Annotated in this window: 16 protein-coding genes; 13 read left to right on the top strand and 3 right to left on the bottom strand. The window is 67.6% G+C overall.

All coding sequences use genetic code 11. The features are described 5' to 3' along the window. The first annotated feature begins 3 nt into the window (after window positions 1-3). The 6 genes from ACOTSS_RS16360 to ACOTSS_RS16335 are packed head-to-tail and all read left to right on the top strand — an operon-like array spanning window position 4 to window position 6,551. A complete protein-coding gene (locus tag ACOTSS_RS16360) occupies window positions 4-1,008 on the top strand; it encodes a sugar ABC transporter substrate-binding protein (RefSeq protein ID WP_448689047.1) in 1,005 nt (334 codons plus the stop codon). Further along, window positions 1,002-2,489 (top strand): sugar ABC transporter ATP-binding protein, encoded by a 1,488-nt coding sequence (locus ACOTSS_RS16355; RefSeq protein WP_448689046.1) that lies wholly within the window; start codon window positions 1,002-1,004, stop codon window positions 2,487-2,489. Before ACOTSS_RS16360 ends, ACOTSS_RS16355 begins: the two co-directional genes overlap by 7 nt. Continuing rightward, a complete protein-coding gene (locus ACOTSS_RS16350; protein WP_448689045.1) occupies window positions 2,486-3,604 on the top strand; it encodes an ABC transporter permease in 1,119 nt (372 codons plus the stop codon). The genes ACOTSS_RS16355 and ACOTSS_RS16350 overlap by 4 nt, the downstream gene beginning before the upstream one ends. Beyond that, entirely contained in the window at window positions 3,601-4,770 is a 1,170-nt protein-coding gene (locus tag ACOTSS_RS16345; RefSeq protein WP_448689044.1) for an extracellular solute-binding protein, read from the top strand. Before ACOTSS_RS16350 ends, ACOTSS_RS16345 begins: the two co-directional genes overlap by 4 nt. A 23-nt stretch (window positions 4,771-4,793) precedes the next feature. After that, window positions 4,794-5,816 carry a Gfo/Idh/MocA family protein gene (locus tag ACOTSS_RS16340; protein WP_448689043.1) on the top strand — a complete coding sequence of 341 codons (1,023 nt, stop codon included), beginning with the start codon at window positions 4,794-4,796 and terminating at the stop codon, window positions 5,814-5,816. 12 nt (window positions 5,817-5,828) lie between these two features. Further along, window positions 5,829-6,551, top strand: coding sequence for an SDR family oxidoreductase (locus ACOTSS_RS16335; protein ID WP_448689042.1), 723 nt, complete (start codon window positions 5,829-5,831; stop codon window positions 6,549-6,551). A 56-nt stretch (window positions 6,552-6,607) separates the two neighbouring features. On the opposite strand, the gene ACOTSS_RS16330 is transcribed toward ACOTSS_RS16335, so the two are convergent. Next, window positions 6,608-9,217 (bottom strand): TonB-dependent receptor, encoded by a 2,610-nt coding sequence (locus ACOTSS_RS16330; RefSeq protein ID WP_448689041.1) that lies wholly within the window; start codon window positions 9,215-9,217, stop codon window positions 6,608-6,610. Window positions 9,218-9,353: 136 nt separating this feature from the next. On the opposite strand from ACOTSS_RS16330, the gene ACOTSS_RS16325 reads away from it, so the two are divergent. Next, window positions 9,354-10,409: a hypothetical protein gene (locus tag ACOTSS_RS16325; protein ID WP_448689040.1), complete on the top strand. Its 1,056-nt coding sequence runs from the start codon at window positions 9,354-9,356 to the stop codon at window positions 10,407-10,409. A 78-nt stretch (window positions 10,410-10,487) separates the two neighbouring features. Here ACOTSS_RS16325 and ACOTSS_RS16320 read toward each other — a convergent pair whose 3' ends face one another. Next, entirely contained in the window at window positions 10,488-14,555 is a 4,068-nt protein-coding gene (locus ACOTSS_RS16320; RefSeq protein WP_448689039.1) for a glycosyl hydrolase, read from the bottom strand. Window positions 14,556-14,931: 376 nt separating this feature from the next. On the opposite strand from ACOTSS_RS16320, the gene ACOTSS_RS16315 reads away from it, so the two are divergent. Then, a complete protein-coding gene (locus tag ACOTSS_RS16315; protein ID WP_448689038.1) occupies window positions 14,932-15,654 on the top strand; it encodes a transcriptional regulator NanR in 723 nt (240 codons plus the stop codon). Here ACOTSS_RS16315 and ACOTSS_RS16310 read toward each other — a convergent pair. Beyond that, window positions 15,651-17,492, bottom strand: a complete 1,842-nt coding sequence (locus ACOTSS_RS16310) for a hypothetical protein (protein ID WP_448689037.1) — start codon at window positions 17,490-17,492, stop codon at window positions 15,651-15,653. The genes ACOTSS_RS16315 and ACOTSS_RS16310 overlap by 4 nt on opposite strands. A gap of 66 nt (window positions 17,493-17,558) precedes the next feature. Here ACOTSS_RS16310 and ACOTSS_RS16305 point away from each other — a divergent pair, with 66 nt between their 5' ends. The 5 genes from ACOTSS_RS16305 to ACOTSS_RS16285 all read left to right on the top strand — a co-directional run bounded on the left by ACOTSS_RS16305 (window position 17,559) and on the right by ACOTSS_RS16285 (window position 24,825). Continuing rightward, the gene (locus ACOTSS_RS16305; protein ID WP_448689036.1) at window positions 17,559-18,386 is read left to right on the top strand and encodes a phosphogluconate dehydrogenase C-terminal domain-containing protein; all 828 of its coding nucleotides are present in this window, start codon (window positions 17,559-17,561) and stop codon (window positions 18,384-18,386) included. Window positions 18,387-18,498: 112 nt separating this feature from the next. Next, a complete protein-coding gene (locus tag ACOTSS_RS16300; RefSeq protein WP_448689035.1) occupies window positions 18,499-20,325 on the top strand; it encodes a DUF5060 domain-containing protein in 1,827 nt (608 codons plus the stop codon). Window positions 20,326-20,359: 34 nt separating this feature from the next. Then, entirely contained in the window at window positions 20,360-20,818 is a 459-nt protein-coding gene (locus tag ACOTSS_RS16295; RefSeq protein ID WP_448689034.1) for a hypothetical protein, read from the top strand. A gap of 136 nt (window positions 20,819-20,954) precedes the next feature. Next, the gene (locus ACOTSS_RS16290; protein WP_448689033.1) at window positions 20,955-22,559 is read left to right on the top strand and encodes an alpha-L-fucosidase; all 1,605 of its coding nucleotides are present in this window, start codon (window positions 20,955-20,957) and stop codon (window positions 22,557-22,559) included. Between the two features lie 34 nt (window positions 22,560-22,593). Continuing rightward, window positions 22,594-24,825, top strand: a complete 2,232-nt coding sequence (locus ACOTSS_RS16285; protein WP_448689032.1) for a hypothetical protein — start codon at window positions 22,594-22,596, stop codon at window positions 24,823-24,825. Window positions 24,826-24,827: the final 2 nt, after the last annotated feature.

Here is a 24,827-nt window from a genome sequence, read left to right as displayed (position 1 = left end):
ATCATGGCGCTGCGCCCGGTTCCCCTCGTCCTGACGCTGGCGGTCGCGCTCGTCGCGATCGCGTCGCTCGCCGGCGTGCGGCAGGCGGCGCGTGCGGCGAACGGAGCGGTCGCGAGCGGAAACGGCGGCGGGCCGCGCTATGGCCTGTCGACCGTCGGCCTCAGCTATCCCTTTGCGGCGGCGATCGCCAAGGGCTTCAGCGAGGCGGCGGCGCGCGCCGGGGCGACCGCGATCATCCTCGATGCCAAGGGCGACGTGCAGAAACAGGCCAATGATATCGACGACCTCATCGCCCAGAAGGTGAAGGGGATCGCGGTGATGCCGCTCGATTCGGTTGTGGCGCAGGGCTGGGTCCGGCGCGCCAATGCGCAGCGGGTGCCGATCGCGGCGGTCGCGGCGCTGGTCGGCGATCCGCGGACGCGGTCGATCACCGACGTCTACCCCGGTCTGGTCGCGCTGGCGTCGCAGGACGAGGTGGAGGCCGGGCGGGCGGCGGGCCGGCTCGCCGCGACCTGGCTGCCCCGGGACCGCGTGGTGCGCATCGCGGTGATCGAGGGCGCGGCGGGTTTTCCCGAAGTCGAGCAGCGCGCGCGGGGCTTCCGCCTCGGCCTCGATGCCGCCGGCGCGCGCTATCGCATCGTCGCCTCGCAGCCGGGCAACTGGACCAGCGAGGGCGGCGAGGCGGCCTGCCAGAACATCCTCGCGGCGCAGCCCGGCATCGACCTCTTCTACAACGAGGCCGACGACATGGTGATCGGCTGCGCCCGCGCCGTCCGCGCGGCGGGGTCGCGGGCCCGGCTGATCGGCGTCGGCGGATCGAAGCTCGCGATCGCGTCGATCAAGGCCGGCGCGGTCGATGGCACGGTCTGCTTCAAGCCCGAGGCGCTGGGCGCGCTGGCGTTCGAGGCGCTGCACGAAGGGGCGGGGGGCAAGGGCGCGCGCTTTCGCACCTATCCGATCCCCGCGGTGACGCGGGCGACCGTCGGGCAATGCGTCGGCCAATGGTGACGCCTTTGCTCTCGCTTGCCGGGGTCGAGAAGGTCTGGCCCAACGGCACCGTCGCCTTGCGCGGCGTCGACCTGAACGTGCAGGCGGGGCGCGTGCACGGGCTGCTCGGCGCCAACGGGGCCGGCAAGTCGACCCTGATCAAGATATTGGCCGGCGCGATCCCGCCGACCGGCGGCGCGGTGAGCTGGCAGGGCGAACCGGTGCGCTGGAACAATCCGCGCAGCGCGCGAACCGCCGGCGTGGCGACCATCTATCAGCATATCCCGCTGGTGCCGACCCTCTCGGTGGCGGAGAATATGCTCCTCGAACAGCGGCGCGGCTGGCGCCAGGATCGTCTCGGCCGCACGCGCGCCGCCGCGGTGGCGCGCATGCTCGGCGATCCGTTCGATCTCGACGCCATCGTCGGCGACCTGCCGATCGGCACGCGCCAGATGGCCGCGATCGCGCAGGGGCTGATGAGCGACCCCGCGCTGCTGATCATGGACGAGCCGACCGCCTCGCTGGCCGGCCACGAACGCAAGCAGGTCTATCGCACGATCCGCCGCCTGACGGACGAGGGCCGCGCGGTGCTGTTCGTGTCGCACTTCCTCGACGAAATCGTCGCGCTGACCGATGAGGTCACGGTGCTGCGCGACGGCCGCGCGGTGCTGCATGCCGAGACGGCGACGCTCGACGAGGCCGCGATCGCGGCGGCGATTGCCGGGCGGTCGGTCGCGGCACTCGAGCGGGCCGAAAGCGGGCGCCGAACCGGCGCGCCGCTGCTCGAGCTCCGCGACCTCGCCTCGCCCGGCAAGCTCGCGCCGGCGAGCTTCGCGGTTGCGAAGGGCGAGATCGTCGGCGTCGCCGGCATGCTGGGGGCGGGGCGCAGCGAGCTGCTGCACGCGATCTTCGGCGCCGATCCCGCGGCGCGGGGGCTGGTTTCGCTGGATGGCGACCCTGTGGGCCGCACGCCGTCCGAAGCGGTGGCGGCGGGCATCGCGCTCGTGCCTGAGGATCGCGCGGCGCAGGGCTTCGTCCCCGGCATGACGATCGCCGAGAATCTCGCTTTGCCGCGCACCGGCACATTGATCGTCCGCGCGGCCGAGGATGCCGCCGCGCGCGCCGCGATCGACCGGCTCGCGATCAAGGCGCCGGGACCCGACGCGCTGGTCAGCGAGCTTTCGGGCGGCAACGCGCAAAAGGTGGTGATCGCCAAGTGGCTGACGCCCGAGACGCGCGTCCTGCTGCTCGACGAGCCGACGGCGGGCATCGACATCGGCGCGCGCACCGACATTCTCCGCCTGATCCGCGCCTTGGCCGACGACGGCCTCGCTGTCGTTCTCGTCAGCTCGGAATTCGAAGAATTGATCGCCGTCGCGGACCGCATCCTGGTGATGCGCGACGGCGCCGTGGTGGCCGAGGTCGACCCGGCGGCCATCGACGAGGCGGGGCTGATCCAGCTCGCCAGCGGAACCCACACCGACACAGGAATCGCAGCATGAACAGGACCACCGACTGGCGCCAGATCTTCGGGCTGCGGGAGGCGGGCGTCTATTACGCGCTGCTGATCCTGCTCGTGCTGCTGGCGGCGATCGCCCAGTCGCACGGGCTCCCCAATTATCTCTCGGCGCAGAATCTCGGCAACATCGCCTATCAGGCGTCGCTCGTCGGCATCATGGGCGTCGCGATGACGGTGATGCTGATCACCGGCGCGTTCGACCTGTCGGTGGCCTCCGTCGCCGCGCTTGCCGCGGCGGTGCTGATCGGGCTGGCGCCCGGCATCGGCTTTCCGCTGGCGGCGCTGGCGGCGATCACCACCGCGATCGGGGTCGGGATCGTCAACGGCGTCATCGTCCAGTTCGTCGGGATCAACGCCTTCATCGTCACCCTCGGCACGCTGACCGCGGTGCGTGGCCTCGTGCTCGTGCTGACCGACGGCCGTTCGCTGATGGTCGAGCGGCCAGAGGTGCTCCAGCAGATGCTCGCCTTCGAAAGCACGCGCGTGCCGCTGTTCTGGCCCCTGCTGGCGATCGCGGCGGCGCTGTTGGTGCTGGCGGCGCTGAAGCGGCGGCCGCTGCCGGGGCTTGGCGGCGTGGTCATCGCGGCGCTCGCGCTCCTTGCCGGGCGGGGCTTCGCGGTCGCCGCGCCGGTGGTCTATCTCGTCCTGTTCACCGCTATCGTCTGGGCGGTGCTGCGCTTCACGGTCGTCGGCCGGCGCGTCTACGCCGTCGGCGGCAATGCCGAGGCGGCGCGCCTCTCGGGCATCAGCGTCCATGCCTACAAGATCGGCGCCTTCATCCTGTCGAGCGCGGCCGCGGGGTTCGCCGGGGTGCTGTTCGGCTGCCGGCTCGGCGCGATCAATCCCACCGCGTTGCAGGGCGCCGAACTGACCGTGATCGCCGCGGCGATTCTCGGCGGCACGTCGCTGCTCGGCGGCGCGGGCAGTGTGGTCAAGACGGTGGTCGGCGCCTTGCTGCTCTTCACGCTCACCAACGGTTTCAACGTGCTCAACCTCGGCGCGAGCTATCAGGGGCTGATCGAGGGTATCGTCGTGATCGCCGCCGCCGCCATCTACACGGTCGGCGGCAAGCGCGGCGCGCGCAAGGCGGCGGCATGACCCGGCTGCGCGTCGCCGTCCGCCGCTTCGGGCCGTTCGAGGGCGCCATCGCCCGGCAGTTCGCCGATTTTGCGCGCGTATACGGTGTCGAAGCGACCATCGAGGCGGTGCCGATGGACCTCAATCCGCTGCACCACAGCGTCATCGCCGAGCGCGGCCTTGCCGATGGCACGTGGGATATTGCCTTCCTCAACACCGACTGGCTGGCCGAGGCGGTGGCGGACGATCTGCTCGAGGATCTGGCGCCGCACATGGCGCGCGCGCCGGTGCCGGATTGGCCCGATGCCTGGAGTCCGTCGCTGACCGGCCTCCAGCGCTTCGGTGGTGGCCTCTGGGCGATGCCCTATCACGACGGGCCCGAGTGCCTGGTCTATCGCAAGGATCTGATCGCGGAGCCGCCCAAGACATGGGAGGCGTTTCATGCGCTCGCGCGGCAGCATCATGCGCCGGACGAGGGGCGCTACGGCACGGTGCTTGCGCTGTTCCCCGACGGCCACAACAGCTTCTACGATTTCTGCATCCATATCTGGTCGCGCGGCGGCGAGGTGTTCGATCGCGACGGGCGGCCCGACTTCACGTCGGACGCCGCGCACCCCGCGCTCGATTTCCTGCGGATGCTGGCAAGCGACGACCGGGCCATCGCGCCCGATTGCCGGTCGCTCGACAGCGTCCGGTCGGGCGCGCTGTTTGCCGAGGGCAAGGTCGCGCTGATGGCGAACTGGTTCGGTTTCGCGGCCCATGCCGACACGGCGCCCGAGAGCGCAGTGCGCGGGCTGGTCGACGTCGCGCCGCTGCCGGCCGGGCCGGGCGGGCGCAGCGTGTCGCTCAACGTCTTCTGGGTGCTCGCGATCGGGGCGGGGTCGCGCAACAAGACGCTGGCCTGGGATTTCCTGCGCCACTGCGCGACGGCGGAGATGGACCGGCTGACGACCACCGAGGGGGCGATCGGCGTCCGGCGGTCGACCTGGGCCGACGCGGAGATCAACGCGCGCCTCCCCTATTATCACCGGCTCGAATGGCTGCACGAACATGCGCGCGCGATGCCGATCACCCCCGACCTCGCGCGGATCAGCCATATCGTCGACGATCTGGTGACCGAGGCGGTGACGAGCGACCGGCCGACCGGCGAACTGCTCGCCGCGGCGCAGGCGCGAGCGGTCCCATGAGCGCGTTGCAGCAAGCCTGGCCGATGCCGAGCGCACCGCGGCCGATCGTCATCATCGGCACCGGCGGGATCGTGTCCGACGCGCATCTGCCCGCCTATCGCAAGGCGGGCTTCGCCGTCGCGGGCCTGTACGACCTCGACCGCGCGCGCGCCGAGGCGCTGGCGGCCGAATGGGGCATTGCCCGCGTGTTCGGCTCGATCGAGGAGGCCGCGGCCGAGGATGCGGTGTTCGATGTCGCGGCGCCCCCGGTGGCGCATCGCGCGATCCTCGAAGCGCTGCCCGAAGGGGCGGCGGTGCTGCTCCAGAAACCGATGGGGCTCGACCTGTCGGAGGCGACCGCGATCCGTGACACCTGCCGCGCGCGAGGGCTGACGGCTTCGGTCAATTTCCAGCTCCGCTATTCGGCGATGATCCTGGCGATCGGCGATGCGATCCGCCATGGGCGGCTCGGCGAGCTCACCGAGATCGAGGTGCACATCAACCTCGTCACGCCGTGGCATCTTTTCCCGCATCTGAAGCCCAATCCGCGGGTTGAGATCGTCAGCCATTCGATCCACTATCTCGACGCGGTCCGCGCGCTCGCCGGCGATCCGCAGGCGGTGTTCGCGCGCAGCTTCGGCCATCCGGCGAGCGACCTTGCCGACACGCGCACGTCGATGATCCTCGACTATGGCGACACGCTGCGGGTCCAGCTCTCGATCAATCATCATCATGATTTCGGCCGCCGCTTTCAGGACGCGAGCTTCCGCGTCGAGGGCGCCGAGGGCGCCGCGCTCGCCAAGCTCGGCCTGCTGCTCGACTATCCGGTCGGCGAGCCCGACGAGCTGTGGCTCGCCGGCCGCGGCGGACCGTGGGAGCAGGTGCCGCTGGCGGGCGCCTGGTTTCCCGATGCCTTCATCGGCCCGATGGCCAATCTCCAGCGTTTCGCCGCGGGCGAGGACGACTGGCTCGCGACGAACGTCGAGGACGCCTGGCGGACGATGGCGCTCGTCGAGGCCGCCTATCGAGCGGGCAGCCAGCCCGGAACTTCCATCCCCCAAGACTGAGGATTTTCAAACGTGATCGACCTGACCGGAAAAACCGCCTTCATCACCGCCGCCGCCCAGGGCATCGGCCGCGCTTCGGCGCTCGCGCTCGCCGCCGCCGGCGCGCGCGTGATCGCCACCGACGTCAACGAGGCGGGGCTCGACGGTCTCGCGGGCGAGCGTATCGAAACGCGCCGGCTCGACGTGCTCGACCCGGCGGCGGTCGCCGCGCTTCGCGACGAGGCGATCGACATCCTGTTCAACTGCGCGGGCGTGGTGCACGGCGGCACGGTTCTGGAGACGAGCGACGCCGATCTCGATTTCGCCTGGCGGCTCAACGTCATGGCGATGACGCACACCTGCCAGGCGGTGCTGCCCGGCATGGTGGCGCGCGGCGGAGGAGCGATCATCAACATGGCGTCGGTCGCGTCGAGCGTGAAGGGCGTTCCCAACCGCTACGCCTATTCGGTGACCAAGGCAGCGGTGATCGGCCTCACCAAGTCGATCGCCGCCGACTTCGTCGGACAGAATATCCGCGTCACCGCGATCTGCCCGGGGACGGTCCAGACGCCGTCGCTCGACGAGCGGCTCGCGGCCGGCGGGGATTATGAAGGCGCCCGCGCGGCGTTCATCGCGCGCCAGCCGATCGGGCGCATCGGCGCGCCCGAGGAGATTGCCGACCTCGTCGTCTATCTGGCGGGCGCGACCTATACGACCGGCCAGGTGCAGATCATCGACGGCGGCTGGGCCATCTGACAAAAAGGCCGCCCGGTCGCTATGACCGGGCGGCCCATCTGTCCGTCTTTGCCTCTCTAGAATTTGAAGCGCACGCCGGCGAGGAACTGGCGGTCGTCGATCGACACCTGCCCCGGGCGGGTCTCGTCGACATAATAGGTCGCCTCGGCGGTGCGCAGCAGATTGCTTCCCTCGAGCGACAGAGTGATGTTCGGGGTCACGTCATAGTTGATCGACGCATCGAGCCAGCCATAGCCCTTGCGATAGACAAGCCCGACATTGCCGTCGCCGGTGAACAGCCCCTGATAGAATTTGGAGCGGTAATTATAGGCGACGCGCGCCGACAGGCCGCCCTTTTCATAGAGGCCGCTGATGTTGAAGCTGTGCTTGGACAGGTTCGGCAGCGGGGTGATGAAGCCCGCGACCGCGCTGGGCGTCTTGGAATCGACATAGGTGTAGTTGGCCTGGATGCCGAAGCCCGACAACGCCCCCGGCAGGAAGTCGAAGAAGGCCTGCCCGCCGATTTCGGCGCCCTTGATGTCGCCGCTCTCGCCGTTGGTCGGCTGCGAGAGATTATAGAGGATGCCGTCGATCGGGACGTTGGGCGTCACGGTGGTGAAAATGAAGCCCTTCACCTTGCGATAGAAGCCCGCCGCATAGACCGAGCCGGTCGGCGAGAAATAATATTCGAGGCTGACGTCGGCCTGGTCGGCGCGCAGCGGTTTCAGGAACGGGTTGCCGCTCGACGCCTGGCCGTTGGCGGGCACCAGGGTCAGCGACGGCGAGAGCTGGCTGAAGTCGGGCCGCGTCAGCGTCTTCGACGCCGACAGACGAAGCTGCAGATCGTCGGCCAGGCGGAAACGGATGTTGCCGCTCGGCAGAACGCTCACATAGCTCGAGTGGACGTTGAGCGGCGTCAGGACGACGGTGCCGCCCACGGTCGAGTTCTGGTTGCCCGTCACGTTGAGCTGGGTCTGCACCACGCGAACGCCGACATTGCCGTCGATGGGCAGCGCGCCCTCGGTCTTGAACAACAGCTGGGCATAGCCGCCCGTGGTTGTCTCGTTGATGTCGAAGATGGTCTTCGGATCGACCGCTGGCGCTGTCGTGATGCCGATCGCATTGCGGACGGAGTCGAAATCGTTGCGCAGGAGATCGGGATTAGCGACCAGCGGGTTATAGGTGATGTTGGACGCGCTCCGGTAGAAATCGTCGAAGGGCATCGGCTCGAACAGGTCGGCATAGGGCGTCGCGTCGGTGCCCGCCGCCGGGCTGCTGAAGAAACGGATCGGGGTGAATTCCATCGAGCGTTTGGCCCAGCGCACCCCGACCTTGAAGCCCGACAGGAAGTCGCTCTCGATCTGGAAATCGCCATCGAGACGCCCCGCATAGCTGTCGCCCTTGTAGTGATTCTCGCTGCGGGTCAGCGACGACAGGTCGTACGAACCGATCTGGGTCAGGTCGACGCCCGACAGCAGGGTCGTCGCGACGCCGCCGTTTGTGTTGCCGGTCACGTCGATCTGCACCTCGGGCACCGTCGTGCGCAGGTCGAGTTCGGAGTAGTAGAGCGTGTTGGTCGACTTCTGATAGGAGAAGTCGGCCGAAAGAGTGGCGGCATCGGCCGACCATTTGCCGCCGAACGAGAACTGGCGGTTCTTGTCATAGGTGTCGCGCGCCACGCCGAAGGTCGAGACCACGACGTTCGAGAAGGTGCCGCTCTGGAAGTCGTTGGTGCCCGGGAACAGCGTCACGCTGCCCGGCACGACCGCATAGCCGTTGGTCGCGACGTTGAGGCCATATTGCTCCTGGATCGAGCGGAATTCCTGATAGCTGCCCTGCGCATAGATTTCGAAATCGGGCGTCGGGCGCCATTGCCAGGTGCCATCGATGCCGATGCGGGTGCGCTTGCCGTCGATCAGCGGTTCATAGGTGCCGTTGGGCGTGATCACCTCCTGGCCCGCAATGACGTCGGTGCGGCGGCTGTGCGCGCCGACCGAGACGATGTCGGCGCGGAACGAGCGCTGCTGGAACGAGCCCGAGAGCAGCACGCCCATCTCGCCGTCGCCCACGCCCCATTTCGTCGAGATCAGGCCCGACGCCATCGGGTTCCACTTGTCGGCGAGATCGTTGTAGCGGCCGCGGAGGCTGCCGCTGACGGTCAGATTGTCGAGATCGAGCGGCATGCGCGTGCGCAGATCGATGACGCCGCCGATGCCGCCTTCGACCAGGTCGGACGAGGGCGTCTTGTAGATGTCGATGCCGGCGAGCAGTTCGGCCGGGAAATCCTGAAGGTTGAAACTGCGCCCGCCGCCCGCGGTGAAGATTTCGCGGCCGTTGAGAGTCGCGAGCACCTGGGTCAGGCCGCGGATCGCGACCGATCCGCCTTCGCCGCGGTCGCGCGACACCTGGATGCCGGATACGCGCTGCAGCGCTTCGGTGGTGTTCATGTCGGGCAGCTTGCCGATGTCGTCGGCGACGATCGAATCGACGATCTGATTGGCGTCGCGCTTGCGCTGCTGCGCGGATTCGAGGCTGGCGCGAATGCCGGTGACGACGATGGCATCGCCCTCGTCAGCGGGAGCCGCTTGGGCATTGTCGGCGGCTGCATCCTGGGCAAAGGCCGGAAAACTCAGGCCCGTCAGCGAGACGGCGGCGACACTGGCGAACAGATAAGCGGTGCGTTTCATGGAATTTTTCCTCCTCCTCGGTATATTGTATTATGATTCGCTCGATTAGTATTATTTTATGGGCAGATGCCATAGCTCGTTTTGTCTGACAATATAAAATTGTGCCGAATAGGGTCTGGAGAAGGAGAAAATGACGATGGAGCGACGCAAATTGCTGGGCAGCGGTGCGGCCATGCTGGGCGCCATGGCTTTGCCGGGGGCGGCCCGCGCGGTGTCGCGGCACGACCCCGTGGCGCCCTTTCGAACGCCCTATAAATATCCCCGCCGTATCCTGGACGGGTCGGGCATAGCGGGCAGCTTCGACGAGAAAGCGGTCGACTGCCCCTTCGTCTTCTCGGCGAACGGCAAATTCTACCTGACCCATGTCGGTTTCGACGGGCAGGGCTATCAGACCGGCATCTGCGAATCCGATGATCTGATCCACTGGAAGCGGCTAGGGCTGATCATGGCGCGCGATCCCGATGATCCGATCACCCGGCACAATATCGCTTGCGCCTCGATCCTGCGCGAGAATGAGCTGCAATCGGCCGGCCGGCTGATCAAGGTCGACGGGCGCTATGTCGCGGCGTGGCACGCCTATCCCAATCCCGGCTATGAGGAGGGGGCCGCGGTGATCGGCCTCGCGTTCAGCGACGACTTCATGCACTGGGAGCGCGGGCCGGTGATCCTGCGCGCCGAGGAGGGCGCCGAGTGGGAGCGCGGCGGGCTCTACAAGCCCTATCTCGTCAAGATCGGCGACACCTTCCACCTCTATTACAATGCCAAGACGACCGGCGCGCCGTGGAAGGAGCAGACGGGCCTTGCGACCTCGAAGGACCTCAAGAGCTGGACGCGCCACCCCGCGAACCCGCTGCTGCGCAACGGCCCCGAGGGCGCGCCCGATTTCCGCTTCGCGAGCGACCCCGTGGTCGTGTCGCACGAGGGGAAATGGGCGATGTATTATTTCGGGCTCGCCAAGGACGGCTATGCGCGCGACCTGCTCGCGATCGGCGACAGCCCGACCGATTTCAGGAAGGTCGACGAGGTCCTGATCGACGTCGGCGCGCCCGGCACGATCGACGAGAAATACGCCCACAAGCCCGCGCTGATCTATCACGACGGCGCGCTCTATCACTTCTATTGCGCGGTCAGCGGCAAATGGCCCAACGACGTGCGCGGGCTGGCGGTGGCGCGCTCGAAACCCTGGACCTAGTCATAATCGTGGTTATGAAATCGTCATCCCGGCCTTCGCCGGGATGACGAGATAAGGAAGGGCGGTGTTTGAGCCGCCCTAGCCCAGCGGGATGAGCCGCGCGCCGAGCAGCCGTACCGGCCCGACCAGTCCCGATTCGAGCAGCGGCGAATCGGCCGCATAATGTTTCCACGTCGTGAAGGCGACGCGCTGGCCGGGCGGCTTCGGCTGGCCGGTGCGATACCATTCGGGCAGCGCCGAAATGCCGCCGTCCCAGCCAAAGGCGTTGACGTCATACGCATATTCGGCCGGCAGCTGCTCATCGCCGATCAGGCGGTTGGGCCACAGATTGGTGACCTGGACTTCCAGCAGATTGTCGCCGGCGCGGACTGCGTCGGTCACGTCGATGCGATAGGGCGGTTTCCACAGACTGCCGAGCGGCTTGCCGTTGACGATCACGCGCGCCATCACCTCGACCCGGCCGAGGTCGAGGTAGAGCCGCCGCGTACCGCCCTGCGCCGCCGCGGGGACCGCGAAGCGCGTGCGATAGGTGGCGGTGCCCGAAAAATAGCGCACCCCCGCATCGGCGTGGCGATGGAGCGAGCCGAGCCGGTCGAGCGTCACCCGCGCCGGCGCGCCGAGATCGGGCGGAAAGGCGACGTCCCAGGGGCCATCGAGCACGACCGTCGGTGCGACGGCTTCGACGTCGATGGAGCGGCCGCCCAGGCGATATCGACCGCCTTCCCAGAGGAGCAATCCCGCCGGGGTGCATTCGGCGGCCGGCGGAGCGTCGGGCGGCGGCAGCGGTTGGGCCGCCAGATTCGCGATCTCCGCCGCCGAAAGCGACGTCCGGTGTAGGGTCAGCGCCGCCGTGTCGCCCTCGAACAGGCGCGGCCGGGTGATCGTGGCGCCCAGCACGGCGTGGAGCGCGTGCGGCGACGCCCTGCCGTGCGCGACCGGTGCGCCGTTCAGATAAAGCGCCAGTCCCTCGTCGCCATGGGTCGCCGCGAGATGGGTCCAGCCGGCGATCGCCGCCGGCGCGGTCAGTGCGGCGCGATAGGTCGGCCCGGCATGGTCGTAGAGGATCACGCCGTTGCGCCCCGCCGATATCGCCAGCGTGGCGTGGCCGGTGCCGAACAGATCGGCGCCCGCGGGCGGATCGACGAGAAAGCTCGCGCCCCCGACGCCGAGCCGATCGAGGCTGGCGCCGCGCGCGAGCGCGTTCGCACGCGCCGCGACGATCTCCGGCCGGTCGCTGTCGGACGCGATCTCGGGGCTGATCGGCCAGAGGTCGGTTTCGGGCTTGATCCAGGCGGTCACGGCGAAGCGGCCGCTGGCGTCCTGCCGGGGTTCGGCGGTCAGCGGCTGCGCTGCCAACAGCGTCCCCGTCGGCCCGGTCAGTGTGCCGGCGGCGGCGCCCGCGGCGGGCCTGCGAAAGACGATGAAGCAGGACCCGGCTTCGTCGAGGCGCAGCGCGACGCGCGTGCGGCCGTCCGCCGCCGCATGGACGGGAAGCGGATGGCTGTGCCCGGTCATCGGGTCCCAGCATTCGGGCGCGCGCCCGGCAACGCGGAAGGTCGCGACCACATCCTCGGCGCGGCGCCGGGCATTGGAGACGAAATAGACGTCGGCGTCGTCGATGCGGCGGTGAATCCAGTGCAGCACCGCGTCGCCGGTGCGCGTGGCGAGCTCGACGTCGGGCGCGAGTCCCGCCTCGCGCAGCACCCGGTCGAGCGGCACGCCCCAGAAGACGCGGCCCTTGCCGTGCGCCCGCGCGGTTCGCGTCCGGCCGTCGAGGTCGCCCCATAGCTCGGCCGCCAGGCGCTTCACCTCGGCGTCGCTTTCGGGATAGCCGGAAAGGCCGTGTGATTGCTCGACGGGCGCGCCGACGAGCCACATGCCCTGGCGCACCAGATCGGCGATTCGGGCCAGCGTCTCGCGCGTGATCCGCCGGTCGTCGGGCATCACCAGCACGCGGTAGCTCATGCCGTCCGGCAGGACGATACGCCCGCCCTCAATCCGCGCGCGCGTGAGCAGCACATCGGCGTCGCAGACGTCGTAATCATGGCCGGGGGGCACCGGCTGCGCGAGTTTCGGACGCGCCCCCGACAGGGTGGCGGCGACCGGTTCCTCGATATGCACCGGACATTGCACCGGCGAGTTTTCACCCGCGAAATAAAGCAGATCGGCCACGAAATGGCCCCGCGACAGCAGATTCTGGCAGCGCGCCGCATAGGTCAGCCAGGGTCCGGCTTCCTCGAACCAGGTGTTGGTGCGCTCGAAGTGAAAGCCCCACGGCCCCATCGTCATGCCGGGCCGCGCGGTGGGGTGCGGCTGCTGCGCATAGCGGTGAAAGACAAAATGATTGAGGCCGTAGGAATACATCTCGTCGCCGAGGGCCTTCATCGCATAGGGATATTCGAGCCAGCGCGACTGCGCAGGGCGGCCGGTGAAGGATTCGGCACCGACGAAGCGCTTGCCGTGAACATGCGCGGTGGTCGCGGCGACCTTCACCGAGTAAGCGGCGGCTCCGCCGCGCACCCAGAATTCCCCCATCAGCGCATCGACCCGCGCGCCGGCCTGCTGGTCGTCGAACGGACCGTTGCCATAGGGTTCGGTATAGGAATGCAGCCCATGCGCCTCGCATAGCTCGTGGAAACGACCGAAATAGCGATCTTCCATCAAGGTCGCCTGGACGCGGCGGAAGTCCCACAGGAAGCGTTCGGTCCTCTCGGCGCTCGCAACGAGCCGCCCGGTGAGCGCGGGCATGTAGCGGGTGAGCGGATAGCCGCGCCGCGCCGCGAACTCGGCCGGAAAGTCCGCGGTCCAGTTCTGCATCCCGGTTTCGTAGCTGTCGATCAGCGCGCCGGCGAGCTCGCGCTTGCCGAGCCGTTCGAGCGTCGGCAGCAGTTCGCCGAAATATTTCCCGAAATGGAAATCGAGCGCGGCGGTGCTGAACTTGTCGCATTCGAGGCCGCCGCCGTCGTCGGGATAGGAAAGGTTGCGCGCGCCGGTGGCGGTATGGCCGAACCGCAGCACGGTCCACTCGCCCGGCGGCGGCGTCCAGCGCAGCCGCCCGTCCGCGTCCATATGCGCCGTCAGGTCGATCACGGTCGCGGGATCGATCGTCGCCGCCGGATCGGCTGGCCCCGGCGCTTCGCCGACATTGGGACGGCGGCCCCAGCCGGCCTTGGCGCCGACGTCGGCGATGCGCGGATCGGACGAGAGCGTCAGTTCGGCGAGCCGGCAGGCGGCGGGCACCGAGAGCCGGAAGAAGCGCGCGCTGGTCGAGACGAAATTGATCGCGATCGGCGGCGTGGTGTGCAGCCGCCACACCGGCACCGGCATGTCGGCGAGCGGATGCCAGCGTTCGCCGTCGCTCGAGGCCTCGACCTGGAACGCCGCCTGCGCCGTGAAATTGGCATTGTCGTCCACCGGCGCCGCCTGCACCATCAGCGACCGGGCGCGATAGGGCTCGGCGAATTCGATGATGAGCTGCGACGGCGCGGCGCCCGGCGCGATATCGAGCATCGTCGCCGCGTCGCCGTCGGTGATGACGCGCATGTCGACGGTTTCGCCGTTCAGCGACGCGCGCGCGATCTGGCCGCGCGCCGCCGTCCGGTCGCCGGTCAGCGCGGGAAAGGCGACGACCATCGCGTCGCGATAATGGTCGAGCCGGGTAAAGGGCTGCGGCAGTATGCGGTCGATCGCCTTGCCGCCGGCGAGCGTCACCTCGCTCCACACGAGCTGCTGCATCGCCAGTTCGGGGGTGATCCAGGGGCCGCCGCTCGACGACCAGCCCGGGCAATTGTGAAGTGTGAAATGCAGCCCGAGCCGCCCGCACTCGTCGGCCGCATGGCGGATCAGCCGCACCCATTCGGGGCCGAGCGTCACCGCGGGGCCCTGCGGAATGCCGCACCCGACGTCGAACATCTGCACCCCGCCGACGCCGACCCGCGCCAGCGCCTCCAGGTCGCGCGTGATGCCGTCGGCAGTGACGTTGCCGTTCATCCAGTGCCACCAGGTGTGCGGCCGCGCGTCGGGTCCGGGCGCGCGGAAGCTCTCCAGCAGCGCGTCGTCACCCTCTGCGAGCGCGGGAACGGGCCAGTTCAGCGTCACGGCAAACGCGCCCACCGCGCCGCTCGCAAGAAAGTCCCGCCGATCCATCCACCCTCTCCCTCTCGTCGGCGCCATCGATTGTGACGCCGATCTTCTTATGTCATCATACCAGTTGAATGGGCAACGTCCACAGCGGCGGTGAAAAATCGGAAGAGAATGAGACAAGCAAGCCGGTGATCCCCGGCGAAAGCCGGGGTCCATGCCATGAAGGCGCGCAATCTAGACCCCGGCTTTCGCCGGGGATCACCAATGGTCTGAAGGAATAATCGCTGATCAAATCCAAGATTCTCGCAATGATGCCAGTGATGATACTCAGGGTGCGATCCGTGATTCCCTTGTCCGCCCTTGCGAACGCCCGGCTATCGCAGCACGGGCGGCGCGGCTATGATGCGGCGCTGAAGACAGAGGAGGCAGGAAAAGGGTGGTGCTAGGAGCGCAAGAGCCGATCGTTCGGCGGAAACTTTCCGACGAGGTGTTCGACCGGCTGAAGGCGATGATCGTCAGCGGCGAACGCGGACCCGGCGAGACGCTGCCCTCCGAGCGCGAGCTGATGGCGCGCTTCGGCGTCGGCCGCCCCGCCATTCGCGAGGCGATGCAGGCGCTCGCCAATCTGGGGCTGGTCACCATCCACCATGGCGAGCGCGCGCGGGTGCGCCAGCTCACCGCCGAATCGGCGATGCGGCAGCTCGACCCGATCGCGCAGCTGCTGCTGTCGCTGTCGCCCGAATCGCTCGAGCATCTGAAGGAAGCGCGAAGCTTCTTCGAGCGCGGCATGGTGCGCCGCGCCGCCGAGCTGGCGACCGACGCGGACGTCGCCGACCTGCGCGAGATCCGGGCGCGCCAAGCCTCGCTGGTCGGCGACGCTCCCGCCTTCATGAGCGCCGACATGGCGTTTCACACGCGCATCGCGCGGATCACCGGCAACCCGATCTATGTCGCGGTGAGCGAGATGATGCTGGGCTGGCTGCGCGACTATCACGCGCATATGCTGATCTGGCAGGGGCACAGTGACCGGACGCTCGCCGAGCATGAAGAGGTGATCGAGCGGATCGCGGCGCACGACCCCGATGGCGCCGAGCAGGCGCTGATCCGGCATCTGGCGCGCTCGAATCATCTCTACGCGCATCCGGAGAGCGACGCGGGCTAGACGAGCGGAACGGACGCGATTCCGAAGGGGGGAAGCGCGATCTCCATCGCTCCAATCCGCGCGATCCGGTCGTCGGCGGTCAGGTTGGCGAAAAGGACGACCTCCGCCGTCGCTACGGCCGCCACCTCGCCCGGCGCGGCGGAGCGGCAGGCGCGGCGGGAGCGGCCGGCCATCTTCGCCAGCGCCGCGACGGCCGCGAACACCGGCCGGGGTCCTTCGTCGTCGATCACCCCGAGCGGGCCGGACAGCGCGCCGAGCGTCAGCGTGTCGAGCGCGCCTTCCTCGGTCGCGGCAACATAGCCGACCGTCCACGCCGCGGCGAAGGCGCCGTCCTGGCGCGGATCGCGCCTCGCCATGGCGATCCGATCGCGGTGCGGATTGGGCATGGTGCGCGATCCATAGGGATTCTGCCGCATCCCGATCGTCACCGGCCCGAGCCGATAGGGCAGACCGCCGATGATCGCGCGCGCCGACCGCATGATGTGCGGAATCGCCTCCAGCGACTGCATGACGCTGAGGTCGTCGGCGGCATGGACGATCGGACAGGTCGCATGCGACAGGAAATCGAGCGCATCGAGCGGCGGGCGCTTGCGGTTGAGTTCGGTGAAATAGCCGAACATGCCGCCGCCCAGCGGCAGGCCCGGAAAGGCGCGGCGTGCGGCGGCATAGACGTCGGCGAGCGGCGGGCAGGCGGGCCAGGCGCTTCCCGGCGGGGTCGATTGCAGGTCGGGCGCGGGATATATCGCGACCGCATCGATATGCAGCCCGGCGCGGTCGACCTGGTCGGCGACCGCGCGAAGCTCGGCGTCGAGGTCGCCCGTCGCGGCGATCACGCATTCGAGCGTCCTGCGCTGCGACAGGCCCTCGACGACGTCCGCCAGCGCCTGCATCTCGGCGAAGCTGTGATCCGCGTAGGGGGCAAAGCTCAACAGCAGGTCCTGCACGCCGGCCTCTTCCAGCGCACCGCGCCAGCCGCGGTCGGTCGCGGCCTGCTCGGGCGTCAGCGCCAGTCCGACGCGCGGCATCGTGCCGATCGACGCGCCGAGCTCGATTTCGGCGATCCGGCCGGGGGTCGATGCCTTGCGCGGCGCGGCGCCGGCGATCGCGATATGGACCGACTGCCGGTCGATCGTTCCCGCCGGCACCCCATAGGGCCACGGCCTGGCGAGCGGCCGGACGTAGGTTTTGTAGGACGCGTCCGACCAGTTGCGCTGGTCCTCCATCTCGAAACCGTCGCCGTCGAGCCGACAGGCGACGGTGAGGCCGTTCTGCCGGTGGATCAGCGCGGCGATGTCGGTGAAGGGCTGCCAGGGGTCGATCCGCTCGGGGAAAACGCTGTTCTCCGCGCGGCCATCGCCATGCTCGACCCGGAGCGGCGCGCCCGCGAGTCCGGCGGGATGGAGCAGGCAGAAACCGAGCCGGTTGACGGTCACGTCATCGATCGCGACCGCCTCCACGGTGAAGGACAGGCCGTTCGCGCGCGCGACGACCCGGGCGCGATAGGTCAGGCGATCGCCATCGGGGCCGATGCAGTGCGCGGTGAAGCCGAGGGCGAGCTCGCCATCCTTCTCCTCCACCCGCAGATCCGAAATATCGGGCGTCAGCGTGCCCCAGTCGCGGTCGCGCACCAGATACTGGATGCCGCGCACCACCTCGATCCCGCCGAAGCGGATCGCGCGCAGATTGCCGCCGACGAGGTCGAAGGCGAGCGGGCCGACCGCGAAGCGCCGCGCGGCGGCGTCGGGCGCCGCGGTTCCATAGAGCGTTCGCGCGCTTTGGGTGTCCCTGTCCTCCACCGTCCCTCCTGCCATCGATGCTGCCGCGCCGGTGCGGTTCATGCAATGCTTGCGTAACTCATCATACCATCATACCATTAGCGCAAGACAATGAGACAAGGATAGAGAATGACCGCGATTGCGCTTTTCGGTGCGGGTGGGAAAATGGGCGCGCGCCTGTCGCGCAACCTCGCCGCCAGTGATTACAGCGTCCGTCACGTCGAGCCGGGCGAGGCGGGGCGAAACCGACTGCGCGACGAACTCGGGATCGCGTGCGTCGACGTCGCGACCGCGCTGGACGGCGCCGATATCGTCATTCTCGCCGTGCCCGACACGCATGTCGGGTCGGTCGCGCACGAGATCGCGCCCGCGCTGCGGCCGGGGGCGATGGTGATCGCGCTCGATGCCGCGGCGCCCTTCGCCGGCCATCTGCCCGACCGGCCCGACCTCACCTATTTCGTCACCCATCCCTGCCACCCGCCGATCTTCAACGACGAGACCGATCCGGCGGCGCGCGACGACCGTTTCGGCGGGCTCCACGCGCGCCAGAGCATCGTCAACGCGATGATGCAGGGCCCCGAGGAGCATTATGCGCTGGGCGAGGCGATCGCGCGGACGATCTGGGCGCCGATCCTGCGCTCGCACCGCGTCTCGGTCGAGCAGATGGCGCTGCTCGAACCGGGCCTTTCCGAAACGGTGTGCGCGACGCTGCTCGACACGATGCGCGAGGCGATGGACGAGGTCGTGGCGCGCGGCGTGCCCCAGGAGGCGGCGCGCGACTTTCTGCTCGGCCATATGAACATCCTCGCCGCGGTGATCTTCAAGCATGTGCCGGGGCAATTCTCCGACGCGTGCAACAAGGCCATCGCCTTCGGCAAGCCGACGATGCTGCGCGACGACTGGAAGCGCGTCTTCGACGCCGACGAACTGGCGATGAGCATCCAGCGAATCACCTGAACCGGGCTGGGGGATCAAGAACGGGATTGACAGGTTCCCGTGAGTCATGATCTCATCATACCAGTTGAGGGAATGCGCGGCGTGATCGTCGCGGCCAACAGGGAGAGGGATGATGGCGCGTACCTGGTGGCAGCGGAAAGGGCTGCATATCTGTTTGAGCGTCGCCGCCGCGGCGGGCCTGCTCGGTTTCGCGCCCGGCGCCGCCGCCACCCCCAAGATCGACGGCGAGCGTCAGCAATGGCATGACGTCACGCTCAGCTTCGCCGGCCCGGCGACGAGCGAGACGGCCGATCCCAATCCTTTTCGCGACTATCGGCTGAACGTCACCTTCACCAAGGGGCAGAAAAGCTACGTCGTCCCCGGCTATTTCGCCGCCGACGGCAACGCCGCCGAAACCAGCGCGACGCAGGGCAATGTCTGGCGTGTCCATTTCGTTCCCGACGAGGTCGGGACGTGGAGCTACAAGGTGTCCTTCCGCACCGGCAAGGATGTCGCCGCGAGCCTGGACGCCGGGGCGGGCGCGGCGACTGCGTTCGACGGCGAATCGGGCAGTCTCCAGATCGCCGCCAGCGACAAGCGCGGGCGCGACAACCGCGGGCAGGGCATGCTGCAATATGTCGGCAGGCATTTCCTCCGCTACGCCGGCTCGGGGAAATATTTCGCGATGGCGGGCACGCAGAGCCCGGAGAATTTCCTCGCCTATTTCGAGTTCGACAACACCAAGGACTATCGCGGCGAAAAGGGCTTCGCCACGCCCGACCAGCTCCACCATTATGCGCCGCATGTGAAGGACTGGAAGCCCGGCGACCCGATCTGGCAGGGCGGCAAGGGAAAGGGGATCATCGGCGCGCTCAACTATCTCGCCGGCAAGGGAATGAACTCCTTCTACACGGTGACGCTGAACAATTACGGCGACGCCATGGATACCAATCCGTGGATCGGGTACGACGAGCATAGCCGCTACGACGTCTCGAAGCTCGCGCAGTGGGAGATCGTCTTCTCACACATGGATCGCCTGGGCATGCAGGTGATGCTGATCACCCAGGAAGAGGAAGGCGAGCAGACGCTCGGCAAGATGACGCCCGAGCGCAAAATCTATTATCGCGAACTGATCGCGCGCTTCGCGCACCACCATGGGATCATCTGGGATCTCGACGAGGAGATGGATCGCTTCCGCTATTTCACGACCAGGGATATCGAGGACATCTCGAATTATATCAAGGCGGTGGACCCCTATAAGCACCCGATCCAATATGTGCAGTGGAAGGCGGAGCTGATCGCCGACGACAAGACCTACGGCCGGCTGCTGGGCTTTCCGAATTTCGACGCGACCGCGCTCCAGCACGATCCTGAGAACACCCACAGCGAAACGATCAAGTGGCTCGACAAGTCGGCGGCCGCCGGCCACCCGTGGCTGGTCCACCTGATCGAGATGAACCCCGGGGTGCGGACGGACATCGAGGATCCGGGCCACGACAGGGTGCGCAAGCTCGCGATCTGGGGCCATTATATGGCGGGCGGCACGGGAACGATGTTCTTCTTCACCGACCCGATCGGCGACCTCAATGTCGAGGATTTCCGCACCCGCGACCAGCTCTTCGACCAGATCCACTATGCGCACGACTTCGTGACCCGATATCTGCCGTTCGAGGCGACCCGGCACGACGATGCGCTGACGCCGCTCGCCAATGATTATGTGCTGGCGAAACCCGGCGAGGCCTATGCCGTCTATCTGCCCGACGGCGGCACGACGACGCTCGACCTGTCGGGCGCGACCGGGCGCTTCGAGGTGAAATGGTACAATCCCCGCATCGGCGGCGCGCTTCGCGACGGGAGCGTGCGGACCATCGAGGGCGGCGGCGTGCGCGCGCTCGGGCAGGCGCCGAACGATACCGCGAAGGATTGGGCCGTGCTGATCCGCAGGGCGGGAAACCGCTGAATCGCAGTCAAGATATGATGGATGGGATCAAGCCATGAACATGAAATCGAACATGCTGCTCCTCGGCGCCCTGCTCCTGCCCTCGAGCGCGCTGGCCCAGGAGGGGCCCGCGGAGGGGCCGGTCATCGCCGCGTCGAACAGCACGATGCTGGTCAAGATGACCAGTTCGGTGAGCACGACGACGAGCAAGCCCGGCGACAAGGTGACCGGCATCCTGATCGATCCGCGCGGCCTGCGCGGCGCCACGGTCGAAGGGACGGTGATCCGCGCCGATCATGCGATCCTGAATTTCACGTTCGACACGCTCCACCACGAGGGCAAGACCTATCGGATGCAGTCGCGGCTCGTGTCCGTCACCAGCTCGAAGGGCAATGACGGGATGGACGACCTCGACCAGCGGCTGCGCATCGAGGGCGTGGGCATCATCGCCTACGGCACCCGGACCGCGATCGACGAGGGCGCGGAAATCCGCATCACCGCCTGGGAGGAATGATCCCTGCGGCACGCCCTTGCCGGGTGGTCCTACAAATAATAGTATGATAGGATAAAATCCTCGATCGCGGTGGAACGCGATGATCAGATTCGAGAACCGGGCGGCCATCGGCCGGAACCCGATTTCAGGGAGAGATATGAAAGTGACGTCGATCAAGCTCATCCTTCGCGCGTCGGCGGCCTGCGCCGCGCTGGCGATCTGCCAACCGGCGGCGGCGGAGGTGCCCGGCTATCAGGCGAAGGTCGAGGCCAAGCTGCGCGAGGTGAAGGCCGAGGTCGCCAAAGGGCCGTTCAAGCCCGATTGGGACAATCTGCGCACCCAATATCGCACCCCCGAGTGGTTCCGCGACGCCAAGTTCGGCATCTTCATCCACTGGGGTGTCTATTCGGTGCCCGCCTTCGCGAACGAATGGTATTCGCGCAACATGTATGTGCCGGGCAACCCGGCCTATGAGCATCACGTCAAGACCTACGGGCCGCAGTCGAAATTCGGCTACAAGGACTTCATCCCGCAGTTCAGGGCGGAGAAGTTCGACGCCGCGCGCTGGGTCGATCTGTTCGCCGACGCCGGCGCCAAATATGTCATCCCGGTCGCCGAACATTGCGACGGCTTCGCGATGTATGCGTCCGATTTCACCGAATGGGACGCGTCCGACATGGGGCCGAAGCGCGACACCACGGGCGAACTCGCCAAGGCGACGCGCGCGGCGGGTCTGCACTTCGGCCTGTCGTCGCACCGTGCCGAGCATTGGTGGTGGTATCACAAGGGCCGCAGCTTCCCTTCCGATGTCAGCGATCCGAAATATGCGGGCCTCTATGGCCCCGCCGCCCCGACCGGCCTTCCCGCCGACGATCCCGACTTTTGGCCCGACGGTGGCCAGCTCCAGCAATGGATGCCGCCGAGCAAGGCATTCCTCGACGACTGGATGGCGCGCACCGCGGAACTGGTCGACAAATATCAGCCCGAGCTGATCTATTTCGACTGGTGGACGTCGGCGCCGCTGTTCGAGCCGCTGATGCGCGACACCGCCGCTTATTATTACAACCGTTCGGCCGAGCGGAACTATCAGGGCATCATCGCCTACAAGGGGTCGCAGTTCGCCGAAGGCAGCGCGCTGTTCGACATGGAGCGCGGCAAGACCGACGCGCTCAAGCTGACGCCCTGGCAGTCGGATACCTCGGTCAGCGTGCATAGCTGGGGCTATGCGAAGAACGACGAATATCGCACCCCGCAGTCGCTGGTCGCCGACCTGATCGACATCGTCAGCAAGAACGGCAATCTGCTCCTCAATGTCGGGCCCCGGGCCGACGGCACGATCCCCGACGAGATCGCGACCGTGCTGCGCGGCATGGGCGGCTGGCTGAAGGTCAATGGAGAGGCGATCTACGGCACACGCCCCTTCCACTATTTCGGCGAGGGACCCACCAAGTCGGGGCAGGTGCGCGTCGGCGGCCAGGTCGAGGAATCGGCGCGCAAGGGCTTCGTTCCCGCCGACATCCGCTTCACCACCAAGGGCGACACGGTCTACGCGCTGGGCCTCGCCTGGCCGCAGGACGGCGAGGTGCTGGTCAAGACGCTCTACAAGGGGACGCCCTATCTCGACGCGCCGATCAAGAGCATCGAGCTGCTCGGCGGCGGCGCGATCGACTGGGAACAGACGCCGACCGGTCTGCGGGTCAAATTGCCCGCGAACGCGGCGGCGAGGGATTATCCCTATACGCTGAAAATCCGGGTGCGTTGACGCCCGGCTGACCTGGGAGGGTAGGATGGTTGCCATGCGCAGGCGCGGGAGGATGCTCGCCGCGATCTGTCTCACGATCCTTTGTCCGGGGATGGCGGCGAACGCGGCGGCGCAGGATGCGCCGGTGCCGCTGCAGCCCTATCCGGTCAATCACGAACTGCGCGTCGATTCGGACGCCGATGTCCGTTTCCTGCACGACGGGCCGGCGGGCAGCCACGGCTTCATCGAGGTTCGGGACGGCCATCTCTATCGCCCCGACGGCAAGCGCTTCCGCTGCTGGGGCGTCAACATCACCGGATTCAGCCTCGGGTCGGCCGAAATCCCCCCGAACGCCGAAGCGCGTGAGACGGCGGCGGCACTCGCGCGGCTCGGCATCAATTGCGTGCGCATGCACTTCCTCGACATGCCGGTGAGCCGGACGCCCAAGGAGGGAAGTGGCAAGGGCCCCGACCCGACGCCGCACAAGGATTCGCCGTCGGGCCTGATCGCCGACGGGCCGACCTCGCGTGTGCTCGATCCGGCCGCGCTCGCGCGGTTCGATTACTGGTTCGCCGAGCTCAAGAAGAACGGCATCTACGTCAATTTCAACCTGAACGTCGGGCGGACCTATCGCAGCGGCGATGGCGTGCCCGACGCCGATCTGATCGGCAGCGCCAAGGCCTATACCTATTTCGGGCCCGAGCTGATCGCGCTGCAAAAGGAATATGCGAAGCAGCTTCTCGGGCACCTCAATCCCTATACCAAGCTGCGCTATGCCGACGATCCGGCGGTCGTCACGGTCGAGGTCGTCAACGAGAATTCGCTGCTCGAATTCTGGATGCGCAACTGGCTGCGCGGCGAGCGGGTGAAGGGGGGCAGGAACCTCCAGCTCGACATGACGCCGCACTATCAGGCGCTGCTGGTCAAAATGTATAACGACTGGCTCGCGAAGAACCGCACGCCGGCCGAAGTTGCCGAGCTGCACCGGATCGCGGGCGTGGCGGCGGGGCAGCCGGTGCCCTTCATGCGCCGCGGCGACCATCCCGCCGCGCCGCGGCTCCGCCTCGATGCCGAACTCGGCTTCCTGACGCAGGTCGAGATCGACTTCCACGCCGACATGAAACGCTTCCTCACGCAGGAAATCGGCGTCAAATCGCCGATCGTCCCGATGGCCGACCACACCTATTTCATCGCCAACCAGCCGCTGATGCGCACGGCGATGAAGTCCGATATCATGGACGCGCACGTCTATTGGCAGCACCCCGCCATCTACGGGAAGCGGGGCGAACCGATGGTGAACAGTCCCGAGCTGTCGATCATCCAGAAGCTCGCGCGCTCGGCGGTCGCGGGCAAGCCGCTCACCGTCAGCGAGGTCAACCATCCGTGGCCGAGCGGCGACTATGGCGCCGAGATGATCCCCATCCTCGCCTCCTACGCGGCTTTTCAGGATTGGGACGGCATCTTCTTCTATACCTATGAGCCCAAGCTGCACGGCCAATGGACGCCGCTGGTAACGGGCGAATTCGACATCGCGCTCGACCCCGCGAAGATCGCGCAACTGCCTGCGGGCGCATTGATCTTCCTGCGCGGTGACGTTTCGCCGGCGAAGAAGGTGCTGACGCGCTCCTATTCGACCGACCAGATCAGCGAGGCGTCGCGGATGCCGCGCGCCGAGATGCCCTACTATACGCCCGGCTTCGACATGATGCTTCCGCTGGTCCACGGCTCGCGGGTGTCGTGCCTCGACTGCAAGCCGAGCCTGCCGGCGCCGCTGCCCCCCGCCAACCCGATCGTCTCGGATACCAGCGAACTGAGCTGGAAGACGAGCGACGGCGAGAACGGCATCGTCAGCGTGAACGCCCCGCGCAGCCAGGCCCTGGTGGGCTTCGTCAGCGCCAACCCCAAGGTGCAGACGCGCAACCTCTCGGCGGACATCCGCAATGATTTTGCCGCGATCACCCTGTCGTCGCTCGACGGCAAGCCGCTGAATCTCTCGGACCGCATGCTGCTCACCACGACCGGCAAGGTCGAAAATACTGGGCAGAGCTGGAATGCGCGCCACGCGATGCTCTCCAACTGGGGCACCGCGCCGACGCTGATCGAGCCGATCACGGGCTGGATCCAGCTCAAGGACCTCGAGGGCGCGATCGGCGTCTCGGCGCAGGCGCTCGACGGATCGGCGCGGCCGATCGGCCCGGCGATCCGCGGCAAGATGATCGAGCCCGGCTGGGAGATTGCCGTCGGCACGCCCGCGACCACCACTTATCTGATCCGCGTCGAGCGCTGATC

This window comes from Sphingopyxis sp. NJF-3, assembly GCF_053514865.1.
This window is presented reverse-complemented; position numbering and strand designations above follow the sequence as displayed.

What these genes read in the sequence shown, in the direction of transcription:
- ACOTSS_RS16360 (WP_448689047.1), top strand. Translation starts at nt 4, where the DNA reads ATGGCGCTGCGCCCGGTTCCCCTCGTCCTGACGCTGGCGGTCGCGCTC.
- ACOTSS_RS16355 (WP_448689046.1), top strand. Translation starts at nt 1,002, where the DNA reads ATGGTGACGCCTTTGCTCTCGCTTGCCGGGGTCGAGAAGGTCTGGCCC.
- ACOTSS_RS16350 (WP_448689045.1), top strand. Translation starts at nt 2,486, where the DNA reads ATGAACAGGACCACCGACTGGCGCCAGATCTTCGGGCTGCGGGAGGCG.
- ACOTSS_RS16345 (WP_448689044.1), top strand. Translation starts at nt 3,601, where the DNA reads ATGACCCGGCTGCGCGTCGCCGTCCGCCGCTTCGGGCCGTTCGAGGGC.
- ACOTSS_RS16340 (WP_448689043.1), top strand. Translation starts at nt 4,794, where the DNA reads ATGCCGAGCGCACCGCGGCCGATCGTCATCATCGGCACCGGCGGGATC.
- ACOTSS_RS16330 (WP_448689041.1), bottom strand. Translation starts at nt 9,217, where the DNA reads ATGAAACGCACCGCTTATCTGTTCGCCAGTGTCGCCGCCGTCTCGCTG.
- ACOTSS_RS16325 (WP_448689040.1), top strand. Translation starts at nt 9,354, where the DNA reads ATGGAGCGACGCAAATTGCTGGGCAGCGGTGCGGCCATGCTGGGCGCC.
- ACOTSS_RS16320 (WP_448689039.1), bottom strand. Translation starts at nt 14,555, where the DNA reads ATGGATCGGCGGGACTTTCTTGCGAGCGGCGCGGTGGGCGCGTTTGCC.
- ACOTSS_RS16310 (WP_448689037.1), bottom strand. Translation starts at nt 17,492, where the DNA reads ATGAACCGCACCGGCGCGGCAGCATCGATGGCAGGAGGGACGGTGGAG.
- ACOTSS_RS16305 (WP_448689036.1), top strand. Translation starts at nt 17,559, where the DNA reads ATGACCGCGATTGCGCTTTTCGGTGCGGGTGGGAAAATGGGCGCGCGC.
- ACOTSS_RS16300 (WP_448689035.1), top strand. Translation starts at nt 18,499, where the DNA reads ATGGCGCGTACCTGGTGGCAGCGGAAAGGGCTGCATATCTGTTTGAGC.
- ACOTSS_RS16295 (WP_448689034.1), top strand. Translation starts at nt 20,360, where the DNA reads ATGAACATGAAATCGAACATGCTGCTCCTCGGCGCCCTGCTCCTGCCC.
- ACOTSS_RS16290 (WP_448689033.1), top strand. Translation starts at nt 20,955, where the DNA reads ATGAAAGTGACGTCGATCAAGCTCATCCTTCGCGCGTCGGCGGCCTGC.
- ACOTSS_RS16285 (WP_448689032.1), top strand. Translation starts at nt 22,594, where the DNA reads ATGCGCAGGCGCGGGAGGATGCTCGCCGCGATCTGTCTCACGATCCTT.